Below are 16,644 nucleotides of genomic sequence, written 5' to 3'. Positions count from 1 at the left end.
TTTCATCCTCAGGCGCGATTCACGTCATACGCGGATCCACGCGCCGTCGGCCGCCGCACGCACCCCGTCCGGCAGGTCGTTTAGCATCAGCCAGGCGTCGGTGTCGTGGCTGATATGGGTCAGCCAGGTCTGCGTCGGTCGCAGTTGGTCACGCACCCGCAGCACCGTGTTCAGATCGCTATGATTGAGCGGCGGTTGATCGCGCGGCGGCTGGGTGCAATCCATCACCATATGATCGAGCCGCCGACCGTGCAGAAAATCCCGCGTCGCGTCCGGCAGGTCGCCGGTATCGGTCAGATAAGCGACGCTCTGCCCGTTACATTCCAGCAGGTAGCCGAAGGTGGGTCTGGAATGATTAAGCGGCAATGCCGTTACCCGCAACGCCCCCATCGCCACCGGCTGAAACGGCGTCATCGGCGGCTGAAAATCCAGCCGGCGCGGGTGTTTGTACAGGTCGTCGCACCCCTGTTCATCCGGCGGGCCGAACACCGGAATGCGATCGCCGATGCCCCAGCGCAATGAAAACAGCCCCTGCACATGATCGACGTGATAGTGCGTCAGTAGAATGCGCCGAATTTCGTTAACGCCAAAACGCTGCTCCAGTTGCGTGACGCCGGCATCCAGCAGCGTCGCCTCGTCGTCGCACCGCACCAGCATGCTGCTCGGCCCGCGCCGAAAACGCGGATCCCGCCGCGCCCGCTCGCAGGCTATGCAATCGCAACCGGTCAGCGGCACCTGCTGCGCGTCGCCGGTGCCCATAAACATCAGTTCCATTCGTTTTCCTCCAGTAGTTGGTAGAACCGGTGCAACGTCTGCGCCAGCGGGCCGTCGTTGTCGATCCACGCAACGGCATCGTCGTCTGTCGGCACCGTGCGTTGCATACGCTGCGCGATCTCCCCGGCGGTCTCCCGGCCACGCGCACTCAGACGTTGCGCCAGCACATCGGGAGACACCTGCAAGCCAACGGGTAATAAGCGACGGCCATAACGCTGGCGAGCCAGCACCAGACAAGCACGGGAGCCGTTAACCACCACATCCAGCCCGGCGGACAGCCAGGCATCGACCTCGATACCAATGCCGTAATGGTACTGATGCGCCTGCCAGTGCAGCGCGAACAGGCCGCGTTCGCGGCGGTACGCAAACTCCGCTTCGCTCAGGGCGACATGGTTTTCTCCGCCCGCCGATGCAGACCGGGTGATGTAACGGTGCGCCACCAGCAGGCGCGTCGGGTTCGTCCGCCGCAAGGCTTCGAGCAAAGCATCTTTGCCGGCGCCGGAGGCGCCCGTCAGCCAAATCAGCCGCGCCATCAGAACACCTGCCTGCCCTGCGCCCAGACATGACGAACCCGCACCTGGCCGTGCGGCGCGTGCGCCAGTACCAGATCCGCCCGCCACCCTTCGGCGATACGGCCCCGATCGCCAAGCCCGATCGCCCGGGCCGGGTTGGCGCTGACCATCGCCGCCGCCTGCGGCAGCGTAAAGACATTGTTCTCGTCCGCCGCCAGCCGGAACACCGCATCCAGCAGGCTGGCGGGGTAGTAATCCGAGGACAGGATATCCAGCGCGCCCAGCGCCGCCAGCCGGGACGCCGCCACGTTGCCGGAATGGGAACCGCCGCGCACGATGTTCGGCGCCCCCATCAATACCTGCATGGCATGCTGATGCGACAGGCTGGCCGCTTCCTCGGTGGTGGGAAACTCGGCGATCACCGAGCCCAGCGCCAGCGACTCGCGCACATGCGCCTGCGTGGCATCGTCATGGCTGGCCAGCGCGACGCCGCGCGCACGGCAATGGGCGGCGATCGCCTGCCGGTTGGGCTGCGACCAACGTGCCGATAATGCGCACTGCTCCGCTTCGAACACATCCATTTGCGCGTCGTTCAGGTGGTACTTGCCCTGATAATACTCACGATACTTTTCCGGCGTGGCGAACTGGCGCTGCCCCGGCGAGTGATCCATCAGCGACACCAGCCGGAGTTCCGGCAGATCCATCAGGTTCTCGAACAGCGGCAGCGTGGATTCGTGCGGCAGTTCGCAGCGCAGATGGATCAGATGCTGCGCCCGGTTTACCCCCTGCTGCTGGCTGTGCACGATGGCATCCAGCATCCGACGCAGGTTTTCCAGCCGATGGCCGCCGTCGCGCACATCCCCCACCGCCACCGCATCCAGCACGGTGGTGATGCCGCTGGCGACGATCAGCGCATCGTGGCTGCTCATTGCCGAGTGCGCCGGCCAGTCCACCTTCGGGCGCGGCATAAAAAATTTATCCAGATTATCGGTATGCAGCTCCACCAGCCCCGGCAGCAGCCAGCCGCCTTCGCCGTCCAGCGCCTGCGGCAACCGGCTGGGGGGTATCGGCCAGCGCGCGAATCATGCCCTGATGACACTCCAGCGAGCCGGTGACGACCTCGTTGTCCAGCACCAACCGAACGTTGTTAATGATCATGCTTTTGATTCCTGTGTTACGGGGGCCATCACATGGAGCCGGTTCGCCACCCGCTGCCGTACCGCGTCGTCGTGGAAAATCCCTACCACTGCCGCGCCGCGGCCGCAGGCCTCTTCGATCAACGCCACCACCGCATCGCGGTTGGCGGCATCGAGAGAGGCGGTGGGCTCATCCAGCAGCAGCAGTGCAGAGTCGGCGATAAACCCGCGGGCGATGTTGACCCGCTGCTGCTCGCCGCCGGAAAAGGTGGACGGCGCCAGCCCCCACAATCGGGACGGCACGTTAAGCCGGGTCAACAGCTCGGCCGCCCGCGCTTCGCATTCCGCACGCGGCACGCCGCGTTCCAACAACGGCTGCATCACCACCTCCAGCGTAGGAATACGCGGGATCACCCGCAAAAACTGGCTGACCCAGCCGATGGTGTCGCGCCGTACCGCCAGCACCTGCCGCGCCGGCGCCGCGACCAGATCCACCCACCCGCCGCGGTGACGTACCCAGACATGCCCGCTGTCCGGCTGGTAGTTGGCGTACAACGCACGCAACAGGGTGGACTTACCGCTGCCGGAATGGCCGTGCAACACCACGCACTCGCCCGCGTTGACCGTCAGGCTGGTTTGGTGCAACACCGGCAGATGAACACCGTGTTGGTTGTGCAACACAAAGGTTTTACTCAGATTTTCAACGCGCAGTTGCGTAGTCATGGGTTCCGTTGCTCCTTATTCAGCCCAACACGGACGACACCAGCAGTTGCGTATACGGGTGGTGGGGGTCGTCCAGCACCCGGTCGGTCAGGCCGCTTTCCACGACGCGGCCCTCGCGCATCACCAACAACCGGTGCGCCAGCAATCGCGCCACGCCGAGGTCGTGGGTGACGATCACCACCGCCAGCCCCAGATCGCGCACCAGATTGCGCAGCAGATCCAGCAGCCGCGCCTGTACCGACACATCCAGCCCGCCGGTGGGCTCGTCCATAAACACCAGTTTCGGGTGCGTCACCAGATTGCGGGCGATCTGCAACCGTTGCTGCATGCCGCCGGAAAAGGTGGTCGGCAGGTCGTCGAGCCGGGATAGCGGGATCTCCACCTCCTGCAGCCACGCCCCGGCCTGACGACGGATCTCCCCGTAATGTCTTGCTCCCACCGCCATCAGGCGCTCGCCGATATTGCCGCCGGCCGACACCTGCGGTCGCAGCCCGTCGAGCGGATACTGATGCACCACGCCCCATTCGGTACGCAGCAACCGGCGACGTTCGCTCTCGCCCATGGCGTACACATCGCGGCCCAGATAACGCACGCTTCCCTGCTGAGGGGTCAACCGGGCGGACAGCGCCCTGAGCAACGTGGTTTTGCCGGAACCGGATTCGCCGACGATCCCCAGCACCTCGCCGGGGTAGAGATCGAACGACACCGCGCCGAACCCTTTGCCGGGCGCATAGAAATGCGTCAGGTTATCCACCTGCAACAGCGACGTTTCGTCGAGCCTGTCCGGCAGGACAGTATCAATGTTCATGGCGCGCTTCCTCCTGACGTTGACGGCAATAATCGGTATCGGAACAGACGTACATGCGGTTGCCTTGATCGTCCATCACCACCTCGTCGAGGTAGCTGTCGCGCGAGCCGCACAGCGCACAGGGCTGATCCCAGTGCTGGACGCTGAACGGATGATCATCGAAATCCAGACTTTCGACGCGGGTGTAAGGCGGCAGCGCGTAAATACGCTTCTCGCGCCCGGCGCCGAACAGTTGCAGCGCGGGCATCATATGCATCTTCGGGTTATCGAATTTGGGGATCGGCGACGGATCCATGATGTAGCGATGGTTGACCCGCACCGGGTAAGCGTAAGTGGTGGCGATGTGGCCGAAGCGGGCGATATCCTCGTACAGTTTCACCTGCATCACGCCGTACTCTTCCAGCGCATGCATCTTGCGGGTTTCGGTTTCCCGCGGCTCGATAAAGCGCAGCGGTTCCGGGATCGGCACTTGATATATCAGAATCTGATCTTCACGCAATGGCGTTTCCGGAATGCGATGGCGGGTCTGGATCAGCGTCGCCGCCGTGGTGCTCAGCGTGGTGGCCGCACCGCTGACCCGCTGGAAAAAGCGCCGGATCGACACCGCGTTGGTGGTGTCGTCCGCCCCCTGATCGATAACCTTGAGCACATCCTGCTCGCCGATCAGGCTGGCGGTCAGTTGGATGCCGCCGGTGCCCCAGCCGTAAGGCATCGGCATTTCCCGTCCGCCGAACGGCACCTGATAACCGGGGATCGCCACCGCCTTGAGCATGGCCCGGCGGATGCTGCGTTTGGTTTGTTCATCCAGATAACCGGGGTTGTAACCATCAAGCTGCGCCATCGTCACCCTCCTGACGTTGCTGGCGCAGTCGGCGCAACAGCGCCAGCTCCGCCTGAAAATCGACGTAGTGCGGCAACTTGAGGTGCGACACAAACCCCGCCGCTTCCACATTGTCCGCATGCGACAGCACGAATTCGTCATCCTGCGCCGGGCCTTGCACCGCTTCCTGATACTCCGCCGCCTGCAATGCCCGATCCACCAGCGCCATCGCCATCGCCTTGCGCTCCACACGGCCGAACACCAGCCCGTAGCCCCGGGTGAAGTGCGCCGGCGCATCATCAGGCTGAATAAAGCCGTTCACCATTTCACATTCGGTCAGCAGGATTTCGCCGATCTCCAGCGGGAACCCCAACTCTTCCGGCGCCACCTCCACCGTGACGTACCCGGTGCGGATTTCTCCGGCGAACGGATGGTTGCGGCCGTAGCCGCGCTGGGTGGAATAGCCCAGCGCCAGCAAAAAACCCTCGTCGCCGCGCGCCAGCTGTTGCAACCGGGCGCAACGCGGCGCCGGATAGGCGGGCGGTTCGCGCGTGACATCCGCCGGCTCACGGCCGTCATCGTCCTCTACCGCCGCCAGCCCCTCCGCCGTCAGCAACGAAAACAGATGCGGACACGGCTCCGGCAGCGGCTGTTCCGCCAGCTCGACCGACGGTGTTTCGCCTTCCGCCAGCAGAGCGAAATCCAGCAGCCGATGGGTATAGTCGTAAGTCGGCCCCAACACCTGCCCGCCGGGCAGATCCTTGTAAACCGCCGAAATACGCCGCTCGATGCGCTGTTTACGGGTATCGAGCGGCAGGCTGTCCGCCAGACGCGGCAGCGTGGTGCGATAAGCGCGCAGCAGGAAAATCGCTTCGACCAGATCGCCGCCCGCCTGTTTGATCGCCAACGCCGCCAGCGACCGGTCGTAAATACCGCCTTCGGTCATCACCCGATCCACCGCCAGCCCCAGTTGCTGGTCTATCTGCGCCGTTTGCAATGCCGGCAGATGGTCATCGCCCCGGCGCAGCCGCGCCTGCAACCGGTGCGCGGCCTCAATGGCCTTTTCACCGCCTTTCACCGCGACATACATCAGCACACCTCCACTTGCGTAGTGCGGGGCAACGCCAACAGCGACGCGCCGCAAGTCAGGATAATGTCCAGCCCGGCGGGAAAGGCATGCGGGCGAGAACACCAGTAATCCAATACGGCTACCGGCAACTGCGGCGCTATCATCCTCGCTTGCGCCAGCCCCGGCCCGGTCAACCACAACGGCAGCCCCCCCGCCAGATCATCGACTTCCAGCACCAGCGTGGTACTCCGTTCCGGCGACAGCTCATCGCCGGGATTGAAACTCGCCAGCGGTTGCTGGCTATTCACGCCAAGCACGGCGAACTGCGCCTGCGCCGGCGATGTTAGCTGGACGCCGGTGTAAAAACGCAGGCTGGTGACGACGTCGTCCTGCGCCAGACGCGGCTCCAGCCACAACGGCGTTTCATGATCCACCAGCGTCAGCAGCACCGCCGTCGCCGCCGGCGACAGTGCGCCCCAACCGACGTGATGATGCAGCGTCACCGTTTCTCCCGGTTCGCTCATCGCTTTGAGCAGGCGGCGAAAAACCTGCTGGGCGTCGCGATGCGCATCAGCGAACCCCGCCTGTATGGCGTCTGATTGCGTTACGGTCATGCGTTATCCCCTCGTACCAGCGTAAAAAAGTCCACCCGGCTGGCGGCGACTTCCCGCGCACGTTGCTGCAAACGTTCGGCGCGATCGGCGGCCAGCGGCGCGATCAATTGCTGGTGGAGCGCTCCGGTCTCACCCTGCTGCAACAGCAGCCCATCGATCAGCGCGCACAGCTCGGCGTGCGCTTTGTCGCGCCCCATGACGTAGCTGTAACCGCAGGTGCCGTCATCCAATCGAATGACCGCCCGGGTGATAGTCATATCGCCCAGCACAAAACGTGAGCCGGTACCGCCCATGCGACCTTGTAGCCTGGCCAGGCCGATTTCCGGCGCCCGCACGGTTTGCCAGGCGGGATGGAGCCCCAGTTGCCGCCATCGATGGCGTAATTGCGCCGGGTCGCTATGCGCCAGCACCGAGAGCCAGCGTTGTCTTGCGGTTTGCATCGTCATTCAGTGCTCCATGGTCAGTTCAATCATGTCGGCGCGCGTCAGGCTGATGGAATATTCCGCCACCCGATCGCTGCCGGTGCAGGTGTTCAGCGTGCGAATGCACATCACCGGCGTCTGCGGGGGGATTTCCAACAGTTGCCGTTCCCGCGCCTGCGCCTGACGGGCGCTGATGCGGGTTTGACGCCGGGTCAACGGTTGGTGTAATTCACGCGCGAGAAAATCGTGCAGCGAGCCGCTGCAAAAATGCTGTAATACGGGCCACCAGCGCAGTTCCGGCAGATAGTGGTCAATCACGCATACCGGCGAGCCATTGACCCGGCGCAACGTGCGCAAATGGATAATCTCCTCACCATCCCGACACCCCAGCGCAGCGGCAATCGCCGCCTCGGCCAACACACACTGTGCCGACAGACGTTCACTGGTGGGATGGCTGCCCTGTTCCAGCAGGTTCTGGCTGAAGCGGGCCTGCGCGTGCAGCGGATAATCATACGGACGCATCAGTACCAGAGTGCCGACGCCGCGACGACGCTGTACCAGCCCTTGGTTCACCAGTTCATCCACCGCCCGTCTCAGCGTGTGGCGGTTAACGTCATAACGTGCCGCCAGTTGTTGCTCCGACGGCAGATAGTCGCCGCCGCGATAATGGCTGCGCAGTTCTTCTTCCAGCTGGAGGGCGATCGCTTCGTATCGTGTGGTCGGATGTCTAGACAACACGTCCATAAAAAAACTCCTGATAACAGGGAAACCTGCGCCACCGGACGAACAAGGCGCAGGAAAGTGTGGCAAAGGACGATTAAATCCCCGTATCGCGACAACCTTATATCTTCACCGGCGAGCGACAACGGCATCAGGGGTTTCACGCTTACCGATAAAAAAACGAGGAGTTAACGGCGTTTATGGTGACGGCGAAATATGACAACGCAGTGAAGACAGGATGGCGAAGAGATGAATAAAAAAAGACCAGACAGGTATTCGGCATGCCAACAGCACGCGATAACGTTTAGACAGGATGCCCGCAATGGCAGTGCCATGGAAATAAGATAGCGACGATATCACTGGCCTGATTAAATAAATCAGACATTTTTTCAATGCTGGAATTTTTGTTAACACGCAGGCAAAAAAACACTTTGTATATCCATACTTCAATACGGTATCGACACTCATGTCAGAGGCTTCGCCAGAACATCAACGCAATGTATGAATACCATGGTTTTATGTATTACCAGAACGAGATCCACCCACCCAAACAGCCTGCTGACCGTTTGGTTGATAGCTCTATGATTCATTTACGATCTGAATAGGCCAACATCGCCAGGTCATTACACCGTGAATATCACCTGACGATCACACCGCGACGTTTTATATCGTCATACGTCGAGTTACCGGTACGTTGGCTTTATGACCCAGCCCATCAGCGCCGCCGCAAACTGCATTCACATCGGCTCCCGACAGCGGTTTTTTTCACCCGAATCCCTCACCGGAGTAAATTCATCGGGCACCTTTCTGCCGCTCGCAGGATGCGAACCTGAATTATAATAATTCAGGCCTGTTCCATTCGGCAGAAACACAAAATTCATACAACTCTTTTTTTGAATTTCTCTTCCTGACGATTTTCGAACTCACATTGTCATAGCCTAAAATACGCAGTGATTGCTCAAAAAGTTTGTCAGAATCCACCTTCACTCCATAAAAGCTTGAATTCCCGACGACATAATCCAATTTTGCACCTTTTGATAAAACGCTCCGCAGCGAACTAAAATGCCTGTGCATATCAAAGAAATATTTATGCACATATCTGCTCATCAGGTTTGCATGTTTATCATCTTTATTATTGATATCGTCACAGACATCAATAAGTATATCGGGTAGAGATATATCTGACGGCGCCCAATCTTTTAATTTAGATGTTGCGCTTCCCCAGGTTCCGCCAATAGCTTTCCAATCTAATTCAGCAGCTTCTTTCGACTCATTCAGGAACTTTGTCCAATACATATATGGACGGAGCTCCCTGATATAACTCATCCGGTTAGGATAAGGAGGCGAGGTTATAACATGATCAAACAGCATGTTTTCACCATTTTGATCAATCTCTCTGGCGTCACAACGAATGACCTTGGCTTGACGGTGAGTCAGGGTATTAGTCGCTGAGAATAAACGAGTTATGATCATCTGAAAAAGACCCGCAACCTCTTGATGATCGTGGCGAACCGTATCGGCATTAAAAGACATCGACACATGATTAAATGCCGCCGAAGACGTTTCAATGATCAATCGACAAAAACCGATCCAGATCAGACTATGATATTGATTCAATGCATTCGGCTCACCGATTTCATGAACAATTGCCGATCGTAATGCAGCCAAACTGGCTAACGTATCCTCACTCCACCATCTGTTAATATTATGAATCTCAGGAGTCCAATTTTTTTCACCCCAAAAAGCATTTGATTGACTAATAATTCCTTGGGCAAGTTGATACGTTTCAGACAAAAGTGACTGTTCAAAAGTAGCCAGTTTAGTATTACCAAACCAAATTAAAAACGGATTTATATCGCAAAGCAAAGCATCATACCCTTGCTCAAGAGAACATAACCCCGTCGTTGCGGTGCCCGAAAATGGATCTAATATTTTCTTGCCTTTTTCTGTATGTAAAATTAATTCTTCAACCAATTTTACAGAATACGCCGGAGTAAGCCGCAACCATCCATGTCGACCCTGGTTTTTATTATATTTAAAAGTATATTGACTACATTTTGATACTTTTTCGTTGTTCATCGTGCGCTCAACAATGTTGATAAAATACTGTTCATTTCATTTTTTATTCTGTTGGAGTTTCTCAGGAAAAAGCCTGACAAATCATACCCCAATACATTTTTCACAAAAGAAAACAGCGATAGGTACTCATCGGCTTCGCTTTCATGCACCCCTGTCAGAATACCACAGCGATTATTAACATAACGATAGACAAGATCTTTATCTATTTGAGATGAAAAAATCGCAAATATAGGAAGGTACCCACTCGCCCAGGCGACAGTAGCATTATCTAAATCGCCATTTTGTCTTTTGCTATCCTTACTCTTGTAACCCTGCCTGACCTCAAAAACAACCCCATGTAATGGCGGAGTCACATGAATCCGTTGGCAATATTCCGTCATCCATTCTTTCACTCGTTTTTTTACGAATAAATTTTTTATTTCGTCTAATTCAAGACGTCCATCCAGATAAAGGGTTTTAGTTTTCCCGCTACCAGCCTGGGTCTCATAGGACCAATTAGAATATTTAGCGTCGTCATAAAGACAACTATCCATAATAATTCGTCTAAATAGCTTTTCACAACCGAGACCAATCTGTCTGTAAACAGACGTCATTCCTCCAGCCGCTTTATGGGCTGAATACATAAGGTCACTATCAACACCAATCCAGGAATAAAAGGGATCACTTCCATAAAGGCTTTTAAACCCGTTAAGATCCACTCCATTAATATCATTAATCCCAAATTTAGGTTTATAATCCTTACATTTCCTCACTGGCGCCATAAATAATTCAAAATAAGCATCATCATAATCACTTTCATCTTGGCAGCTATCAGCGATAACTTTCACCCCGACAATTTTCATTTATTCTTATCCCACCCCAGAAAAAATTAATTTTTATATATTAACATTTACAGATATAAAATACCAGTTTTACGCCCTAAGGCGTCGATTGGCATAGATAAAACACATACGTTCACATTTAAAAACATAGCCAAAGATTAAATAAAAAACATTAAAAAATGCCAACCCTCTATCATTTTCATTATTTACAGAGAGACATAAAATATCTATTTAATTAATTAAAACGAGCACGACAGATATAAAACAGCCCTACCGATTCGAACAGCATTTAACTAATACTGACGAATAGCAATACTCTTCTGAAACGTGGACAGCACTCAACCGCAATGAGGTCAACGGGAAATTAAACAGGAGGTCGCTAAATATCTTAACCGGAACAGATACGGCGGCATGAATTCAGACTGAAATACAAAGGGAAGCAATAAAAGCAACCAAACTCAGCGAATATAATGTTTCATTGTTGCGCTAATCCCCGAAAAACGTACCAAAAAAAACCAGTCGAATAATCAGACTGGCTTGGCGTATCGGCTCAGCACCGGGCTGAACGCATATGACGGAATGTTCACTGTAGCGCAAATTCCATGTTGATGGGTTTAGGTTTGGCATCCTCCACCTGCACCGCCCTCAGCTTCGCCAGTGCGCGATCTGCTTCCTGCAATACGCGACAACACTGCTCGTGGGTGATGGTTAATGGGGGTTCGATACGGATTGACTTCGCGTTGTTCAACGTGCCAGCCACCAGCACGCGGCGCTGGAACAGCTCGCTGGCAAACGCATAGCCGATTTCGTTTTCGCGGAACTCGATGGCCTGCAACAGCCCCAGTCCGCGTGCTTCTACAATCAAGTCCGGGTACGCCGCCGCCAGCCGTTGCAGGCCGGAAAGCAGGAACGCCCCCTGACGGGCGGCCTGTTCAGGCAGCTTGTCGCGCAATAACACGTTGATGGTCGCCAGCGCCGCCGCACATGCCATCGGATTACCGCCGAAGGTGGTGGTATGCAGAAACGGGTTGTCGAACAGCACCGAGAAGACCTCTTCCGTCGCCACGGTGGCGCCGATCGGCATCACGCCGCCGCCCAGCGCTTTCGCCAGACACAGAATATCCGGCTCGACGCCATAGTGTTCACAGGCAAACATCTTACCGGTGCGCCCCATGCCGGTCTGTACTTCATCCAAAATCAACAGCGCGCCAGTCTCATCACACAATGCCCGCACCGCCGGCAGATAGTGCTGTGGCGGCAAGTTGACGCCGCCTTCGCCCTGAATCGGTTCCAGGATCACGGCGGCGATGCCTTCGCCATTGCGTTGACACTGCACAATCTGCTGCTTCATCGCATCGATATCGCCGAACGGGACATGGTGAAATCCCGGCACCAGCGGCATAAACGGACGACGAAACATCGGTTTGGCGGTGGCGGAAAGCGCGCCCAACGATTTGCCGTGGAAAGCGCCATGCGTAGCGATAAAGCTGAACCGCCCGCGCGGCGACTGGTAAGCTTTCGCCAGTTTCAGCGCCGCTTCCACCGATTCGGTGCCGCTGTTGCTGAAAAAACTGTACTTCAGGTTGCCGGGCGTGAGCGCCGCCAGCGTTTTCGCCAGCAGGGCACGCAGCGGATCCAGCAGTTCCTGGCTGTGCAGCGGTTGTTTGGACAACTGTTTTTCCACTGCGGCCACCACGGTGGGGTTACGGTGTCCAACGTTAAAGATGCCGTAGCCGCCCAGGCAATCGAGGTATTCGTTACCCTGAACATCCAGTAAGGTATTCGGGCCGCTGGCGCGCCATTCGACGGCGCCATAGCCCCCGCCGGCAGTCACCGACTTACGGTATTCAAGAAAACCAGGATTGACGTAATCGCGGAAGGCGTGGAGGGTGTCAAGACTGAGCGTGTTCATGGCGTCTGGCGATAATGTATCGCTCATAATCCATTCAAGTGCCTGCTGAGAAGACTCTAGCGGGGTGAAATGTGACGTTGATCTGGACAAAATAGGCTCCTTGTTTAACAGGTATCACAGGATACCAATCAAGTTTATGCACATATCGAGCCACTTGCTGACCACACACCGCCGTACCCGTCCGGGGTTTCAGGAAAGTCCTTCATAACATTAAATAAACAAAACTAATCATTATGTGAAATAGTCACCCGGTCATCGGGCTCAATCCGCGGCGAGGGCCCGCAACATGCACCGTTTGCGGGCAGGTTGCTCCACAAAAAAGCAACGGTTGGCCGCATTCATCCCCCCGAAACCGCACCCGGCAACACGGCGCCCCTCACGACGGACGCATTGCCGGGCGCCGTTAATTAATGCCGAATCATGATATGCCGCACTACGGTGTAATCCTCCAGCCCGTAGATCGACATATCTTTGCCATAACCGGAAAGCTTCTGGCCGCCGTGCGGCATCTCGCTCACCAGCATAAAGTGGGTGTTCACCCAGGTGCAGCCGTACTCCAGACAGGCCGCGACCCGATGCGCCCGGCCGACGTCGCCGGTCCAGACCGATGACGCCAGACCATAACGCGAGTCATTGGCCCAGGCCACGACCTGCGCCTCGTCGTCGAACGGCGTCAGGGAAATCACCGGCCCGAAGACCTCGCGCTGAACGATCTCGTCCTCCTGACGCGCATCCGCCAGCACGGTCGGCTGGAAATAGTAACCGCCGCCGGGAACACGCTCGCCGCCGGTAATCACCCGGATATGCGGCAACGCCTTCGCCCGCTCAACCGCCCCGGCTACCCGCTCCCATTGCTCCGCGGTAATCAACGGCCCCAATTCGGTATCGGGATCGTTCGGATCGCCCATTTTCAACGTGGACACCGCCTGACCCAGCGCCTGCACCAATGGTTCGTACACCGGCCGCTGGACGTAAAGTCGGCAGGCGGCGGTGCAGTCTTGGCCGGCATTGTAGAAACCGAAACTGCGGATGCCATCCACCACCTGCTGCAAATCCGCATCGTCAAACACAATGACCGGCGCCTTGCCGCCCAGCTCCATATGCGTGCGCTTCAACGTGGGTGCGGCATTACCGACGATATGCGCGCCGGTGGCGATCGAACCGGTCAGCGAGACCATGCGAACCTTGTCATGCCCGGTCAGCGCATCGCCGATGTCTTTGCCACGCCCGAACAGGATATTAACCACCCCCGGCGGGAACAGATCCGCCAACAGACTGGCGAGATAAAAGGTGGTCAGCGGTGTTTGTTCCGCCGGCTTCAGCACCACACAGTTCCCCGCCGCCAGCGCCGGCGCCAGTTTCCAGGCCGCCATCATCAGCGGGTAGTTCCAGGGGGCGATGGATGCCACCACCCCGATGGGGTCGCGACGGATCATCGAGGTGTGGCCTTCCAGATACTCCCCCGCCGCCGAACCGTTCAGGCAACGCGCGGCGCCGGCAAAAAAGCGGAATACATCCGCCACCGCGGGAATCTCGTCATTCAGCGCAGCATGAAACGGCTTACCGCAGTTGAGCGACTCCAGTTTCGCCAGCGCCTGTGCGTGCGCTTCGATGGTATCCGCCAGTTTCAGCAGCAGTGCCGCGCGGGTCTTCGGCGTGGTTTGCCCCCAGTGGGCAAACGCCGCGTCGGCGGCATTGACGGCAGCATCCACCTGCGCCAAATCTGCCTGAGCGATCGCCGCGATCGCCTCTCCGGTCGCGGGGTTAAATACGGTGTAAGGCTCACCGAGCCCAGCCACCAATTTCCCGTCAATCAACATGTTATCGTGCATACCTGTTTCCCTCTAAGGCCCATTCTGTCGGGGGTATATACCCGTCATGTATCTCGTTGCTGATGTGCCGGCTGCATGATTCGCGCCCCGCGGGGCTGCGGCACACTACGTTCAATGCGGCTCCCGGCCACATTGTCTCACCCTGACTTAATGCTGTAAGCGCCTGGATACCCAACAGATTGCCGCGTTACAACGCGCTGATGAGCTGGCCTAAGGCGTTGTGTTGCGACACTCAGACGGGTTGTCCGGCAACGCAACGTCGTTGAGGTATAACAAGCAAAATATCTGCCAGCTTGATTCAGATAGAACAGATTTGGTGGGCTTGAGGTGGGGCTCACATAAAAGCGGCGACCATTGGCCGCCGCCCGTTCAGATGACAAACAGGAGAAATAATCACGGGCCGGCCAACAGAGGTCTGACGGTTAAAATACGCATTAGCGCATACCAACATCGGCCACGAGATGGACTTACGGCGATGACGGCCGCCACAACGCCACACAGGCCAGCGCCAGCGCCTGGGTGGTATCAATGCTGCGTTGCAGCCAACGCGAACGGATAGCGTCCAACCCCGGCGCGACTTCGGTACAGGCCAGTATCAACCGCTCCGCGCCGCGCTCCGCCAGCCGCTCGGCCAGTTGTTCGAACAAACGCCCGCCCGCCGCCACCTCGCCGCGCTTCACCGCGTAACAGCCGGGCACAAACAGCGTCTCCAGCTCATCGGCGTCCGGCAACACCGGCGTCATTCCCCGTTCGGCCAGGCGTTGCTGATACCAACCCGCCGCAAGGGTGCCGTGGGTGGCGATCAGGCCGATACGCCGCTCCGACGGCGGTGCGGCCGTCGTCAATTGCGACAGCGCAGCGTCGGCGATATGCAGCAACGGCGCCTCGCTTGACGCCTGCAAATCGTCAAACCAGTGATGCGCGGTATTACAGGCGATCGCAATATGGCTGGCCCCCAACCGATTAAGCCGGGAGACGCCGTCCCGCAATGCAGGCAACGGCGATGGCCCGGTTCCGGCCAGCGCCCGCTGACGATCCGGGATCTGCGGCACGTTCCATACCACCAACGGAACATGCTGCTGGTCGCGTTCGGCGGGCGTGGCGGCAATGATTTTCTGCAGCAGATCCGCCGTCGCCAGCGGCCCCATCCCGCCCAGTATGCCCAGTAGAAACGGTGAAGATGCCGGCATCATCACTCGGCCTGCCGTTCAAACCATTGACGATAGCCGAACAATCCCGCCGCGCCGCCGGTGTGCACAAACAGTACGTTATCCTGTTTGCCGAATTCGCCTTTGCGGATCAGATCAATAAGCCCGGCCATCGCTTTACCGGAATAAACCGGGTCAAGCAGAATACCTTCCAGCCGGGCCAGCAGTTGCAACGCCTCCAACGTCGCGGCGGTGGGGATGCCGTAACCTTGCCCAACGTAATCGCTGTTGACGCGCACCGCCTCGCGCGGCACCTCGCCCTTCAGCGCCAGCTTCTGCCATACGCGCTGCGCCAACAGCCAAACATTCTCTTCTTGCTTCTCCCGAGGGGCTCGCACGCTGATGCCCAGCACCGGAATACCGCTGTGGGTAGCGGCCAACCCGGCTACCAGCCCGGCCTGAGTGCCGGTGCTGCCGGTAGCATGCACGATATGGTCGATACGCAACCGTTGTTGGCTCGACTGGTATAGCAGCTCTTCCGCCGCCGCCACGTATCCCAGCGCCCCCGTGGCATTGGATCCGCCGCCGGGGATCACATACGGACGGCGGCCCTGCGCGCGCAGTTGCTCGGCGTGCGCTTCCATCGCCAGTGGCATATCCGCCCCCGCTGGCAGGTGATCCACCCGTTCGCCACCCAGCAAATCATCCAGCAGCACGTTGCCCGAGCGCTGGTACTCCTCACCGAAATCATCGACCCGCCGCTCCAAAAAATAGTGCGTCTGCAACCCGAGACGCGCCGCCCCGGCAATGGTCTGCCGCACATGGTTGGACTGGGTGGCTCCCTGCGTCAGAATGATATCCGCATGCTGCGCTACCGCCTCCGCCAGCAGAAACTCCAGCTTGCGGGTTTTATTGCCGCCGGTCGCCAACCCGGTGGCGTCGTCGCGCTTGATATACAGTGTCGGGCCGCCGAGGTAGGCGGACAGCGCCGGTAACGGCTCCAACGGCGTGGGAAAATGTCCCAGCGACAAACGGGGAAAACGCGCCAGATGCATAATCAATTCCTTAATGGTTGAGCACTATTCACATCGATGTCGCGGCCGCGAAAACCGCTACCGCGCGATTCGTCAGATAAATCAGGTGATTGCTGCGGCTTCACCGGCCGAGCCGCCATCCACGTGGCGGCTATTCGGCGCGTCATGCTGCGTGCCGGTTAAACGTCAGGATATGGCGCGATCGCAAGGGAGAAGCGCG

Annotated in this window: 15 protein-coding genes and 1 pseudogene; all 16 read right to left on the bottom strand. The window is 58.0% G+C overall.

Features of this window, described 5'->3' with window-relative positions:
• Positions 1 to 24: 24 nt before the first annotated feature.
• The 16 genes and pseudogenes from phnP to cuyA all read right to left on the bottom strand — a co-directional run bounded on the left by phnP (position 25) and on the right by cuyA (position 16,445).
• Positions 25 to 774, bottom strand: coding sequence for a phosphonate metabolism protein PhnP (gene phnP / locus DPA2511_RS06750; RefSeq protein WP_012764935.1), 750 nt, complete (start codon positions 772 to 774; stop codon positions 25 to 27).
• On the bottom strand, positions 765 to 1,307 hold the full coding sequence (gene phnN, locus DPA2511_RS06745; protein WP_012764934.1) for a ribose 1,5-bisphosphokinase: 543 nt from the start codon (positions 1,305 to 1,307) through the stop codon (positions 765 to 767). The genes phnP and phnN overlap by 10 nt, the downstream gene beginning before the upstream one ends.
• Positions 1,307 to 2,444, bottom strand: a pseudogene (gene phnM / locus DPA2511_RS21220) (alpha-D-ribose 1-methylphosphonate 5-triphosphate diphosphatase). Before phnM ends, phnN begins: the two are co-directional and overlap by 1 nt.
• Positions 2,441 to 3,145, bottom strand: coding sequence for a phosphonate C-P lyase system protein PhnL (phnL, locus tag DPA2511_RS06735; protein WP_012764932.1), 705 nt, complete (start codon positions 3,143 to 3,145; stop codon positions 2,441 to 2,443). The pseudogene phnM and the gene phnL overlap by 4 nt, the downstream one beginning before the upstream one ends.
• Positions 3,146 to 3,164: 19 nt before the next feature.
• Positions 3,165 to 3,953, bottom strand: coding sequence for a phosphonate C-P lyase system protein PhnK (gene phnK / locus DPA2511_RS06730; RefSeq protein ID WP_012764931.1), 789 nt, complete (start codon positions 3,951 to 3,953; stop codon positions 3,165 to 3,167).
• A complete protein-coding gene (locus tag DPA2511_RS06725; RefSeq protein ID WP_012764930.1) occupies positions 3,943 to 4,794 on the bottom strand; it encodes an alpha-D-ribose 1-methylphosphonate 5-phosphate C-P-lyase PhnJ in 852 nt (283 codons plus the stop codon). The genes phnK and DPA2511_RS06725 overlap by 11 nt, the downstream gene beginning before the upstream one ends.
• On the bottom strand, positions 4,781 to 5,863 hold the full coding sequence (locus tag DPA2511_RS06720; protein WP_012764929.1) for a carbon-phosphorus lyase complex subunit PhnI: 1,083 nt from the start codon (positions 5,861 to 5,863) through the stop codon (positions 4,781 to 4,783). Before DPA2511_RS06720 ends, DPA2511_RS06725 begins: the two co-directional genes overlap by 14 nt.
• Entirely contained in the window at positions 5,863 to 6,456 is a 594-nt protein-coding gene (phnH, locus tag DPA2511_RS06715) for a phosphonate C-P lyase system protein PhnH (RefSeq protein ID WP_012764928.1), read from the bottom strand. The genes DPA2511_RS06720 and phnH overlap by 1 nt, the downstream gene beginning before the upstream one ends.
• Positions 6,453 to 6,902: a phosphonate C-P lyase system protein PhnG gene (gene phnG / locus DPA2511_RS06710; protein WP_012764927.1), complete on the bottom strand. Its 450-nt coding sequence runs from the start codon at positions 6,900 to 6,902 to the stop codon at positions 6,453 to 6,455. Before phnG ends, phnH begins: the two co-directional genes overlap by 4 nt.
• Entirely contained in the window at positions 6,903 to 7,622 is a 720-nt protein-coding gene (gene phnF, locus DPA2511_RS06705) for a phosphonate metabolism transcriptional regulator PhnF (protein ID WP_012764926.1), read from the bottom strand.
• Positions 7,623 to 8,432: 810 nt separating this feature from the next.
• Positions 8,433 to 9,677 carry a DNA methyltransferase gene (locus DPA2511_RS06700; RefSeq protein WP_012764925.1) on the bottom strand — a complete coding sequence of 415 codons (1,245 nt, stop codon included), beginning with the start codon at positions 9,675 to 9,677 and terminating at the stop codon, positions 8,433 to 8,435.
• Positions 9,674 to 10,519 carry a hypothetical protein gene (locus DPA2511_RS06695; protein ID WP_012764924.1) on the bottom strand — a complete coding sequence of 282 codons (846 nt, stop codon included), beginning with the start codon at positions 10,517 to 10,519 and terminating at the stop codon, positions 9,674 to 9,676. The genes DPA2511_RS06700 and DPA2511_RS06695 overlap by 4 nt, the downstream gene beginning before the upstream one ends.
• 562 nt (positions 10,520 to 11,081) lie before the next feature.
• The gene (ygjG, locus tag DPA2511_RS06690) at positions 11,082 to 12,500 is read right to left on the bottom strand and encodes a putrescine aminotransferase (protein ID WP_012764923.1); all 1,419 of its coding nucleotides are present in this window, start codon (positions 12,498 to 12,500) and stop codon (positions 11,082 to 11,084) included.
• Between the two features lie 317 nt (positions 12,501 to 12,817).
• Positions 12,818 to 14,242 (bottom strand): aminobutyraldehyde dehydrogenase, encoded by a 1,425-nt coding sequence (gene patD, locus DPA2511_RS06685; protein WP_012764922.1) that lies wholly within the window; start codon positions 14,240 to 14,242, stop codon positions 12,818 to 12,820.
• A 467-nt stretch (positions 14,243 to 14,709) separates the two neighbouring features.
• Positions 14,710 to 15,435, bottom strand: a complete 726-nt coding sequence (cuyB, locus tag DPA2511_RS06680; RefSeq protein WP_012764921.1) for a cysteate racemase — start codon at positions 15,433 to 15,435, stop codon at positions 14,710 to 14,712.
• Positions 15,435 to 16,445 carry a D-cysteate sulfo-lyase gene (cuyA, locus tag DPA2511_RS06675; RefSeq protein ID WP_012764920.1) on the bottom strand — a complete coding sequence of 337 codons (1,011 nt, stop codon included), beginning with the start codon at positions 16,443 to 16,445 and terminating at the stop codon, positions 15,435 to 15,437. The genes cuyB and cuyA overlap by 1 nt, the downstream gene beginning before the upstream one ends.
• Positions 16,446 to 16,644 lie beyond the last annotated feature (199 nt).

This window comes from Musicola paradisiaca NCPPB 2511 (assembly GCF_000400505.1).
In the GTDB taxonomy this organism is placed as follows: Bacteria; Pseudomonadota; Gammaproteobacteria; order Enterobacterales; family Enterobacteriaceae; genus Musicola; species Musicola paradisiaca.
This window is presented reverse-complemented; position numbering and strand designations above follow the sequence as displayed.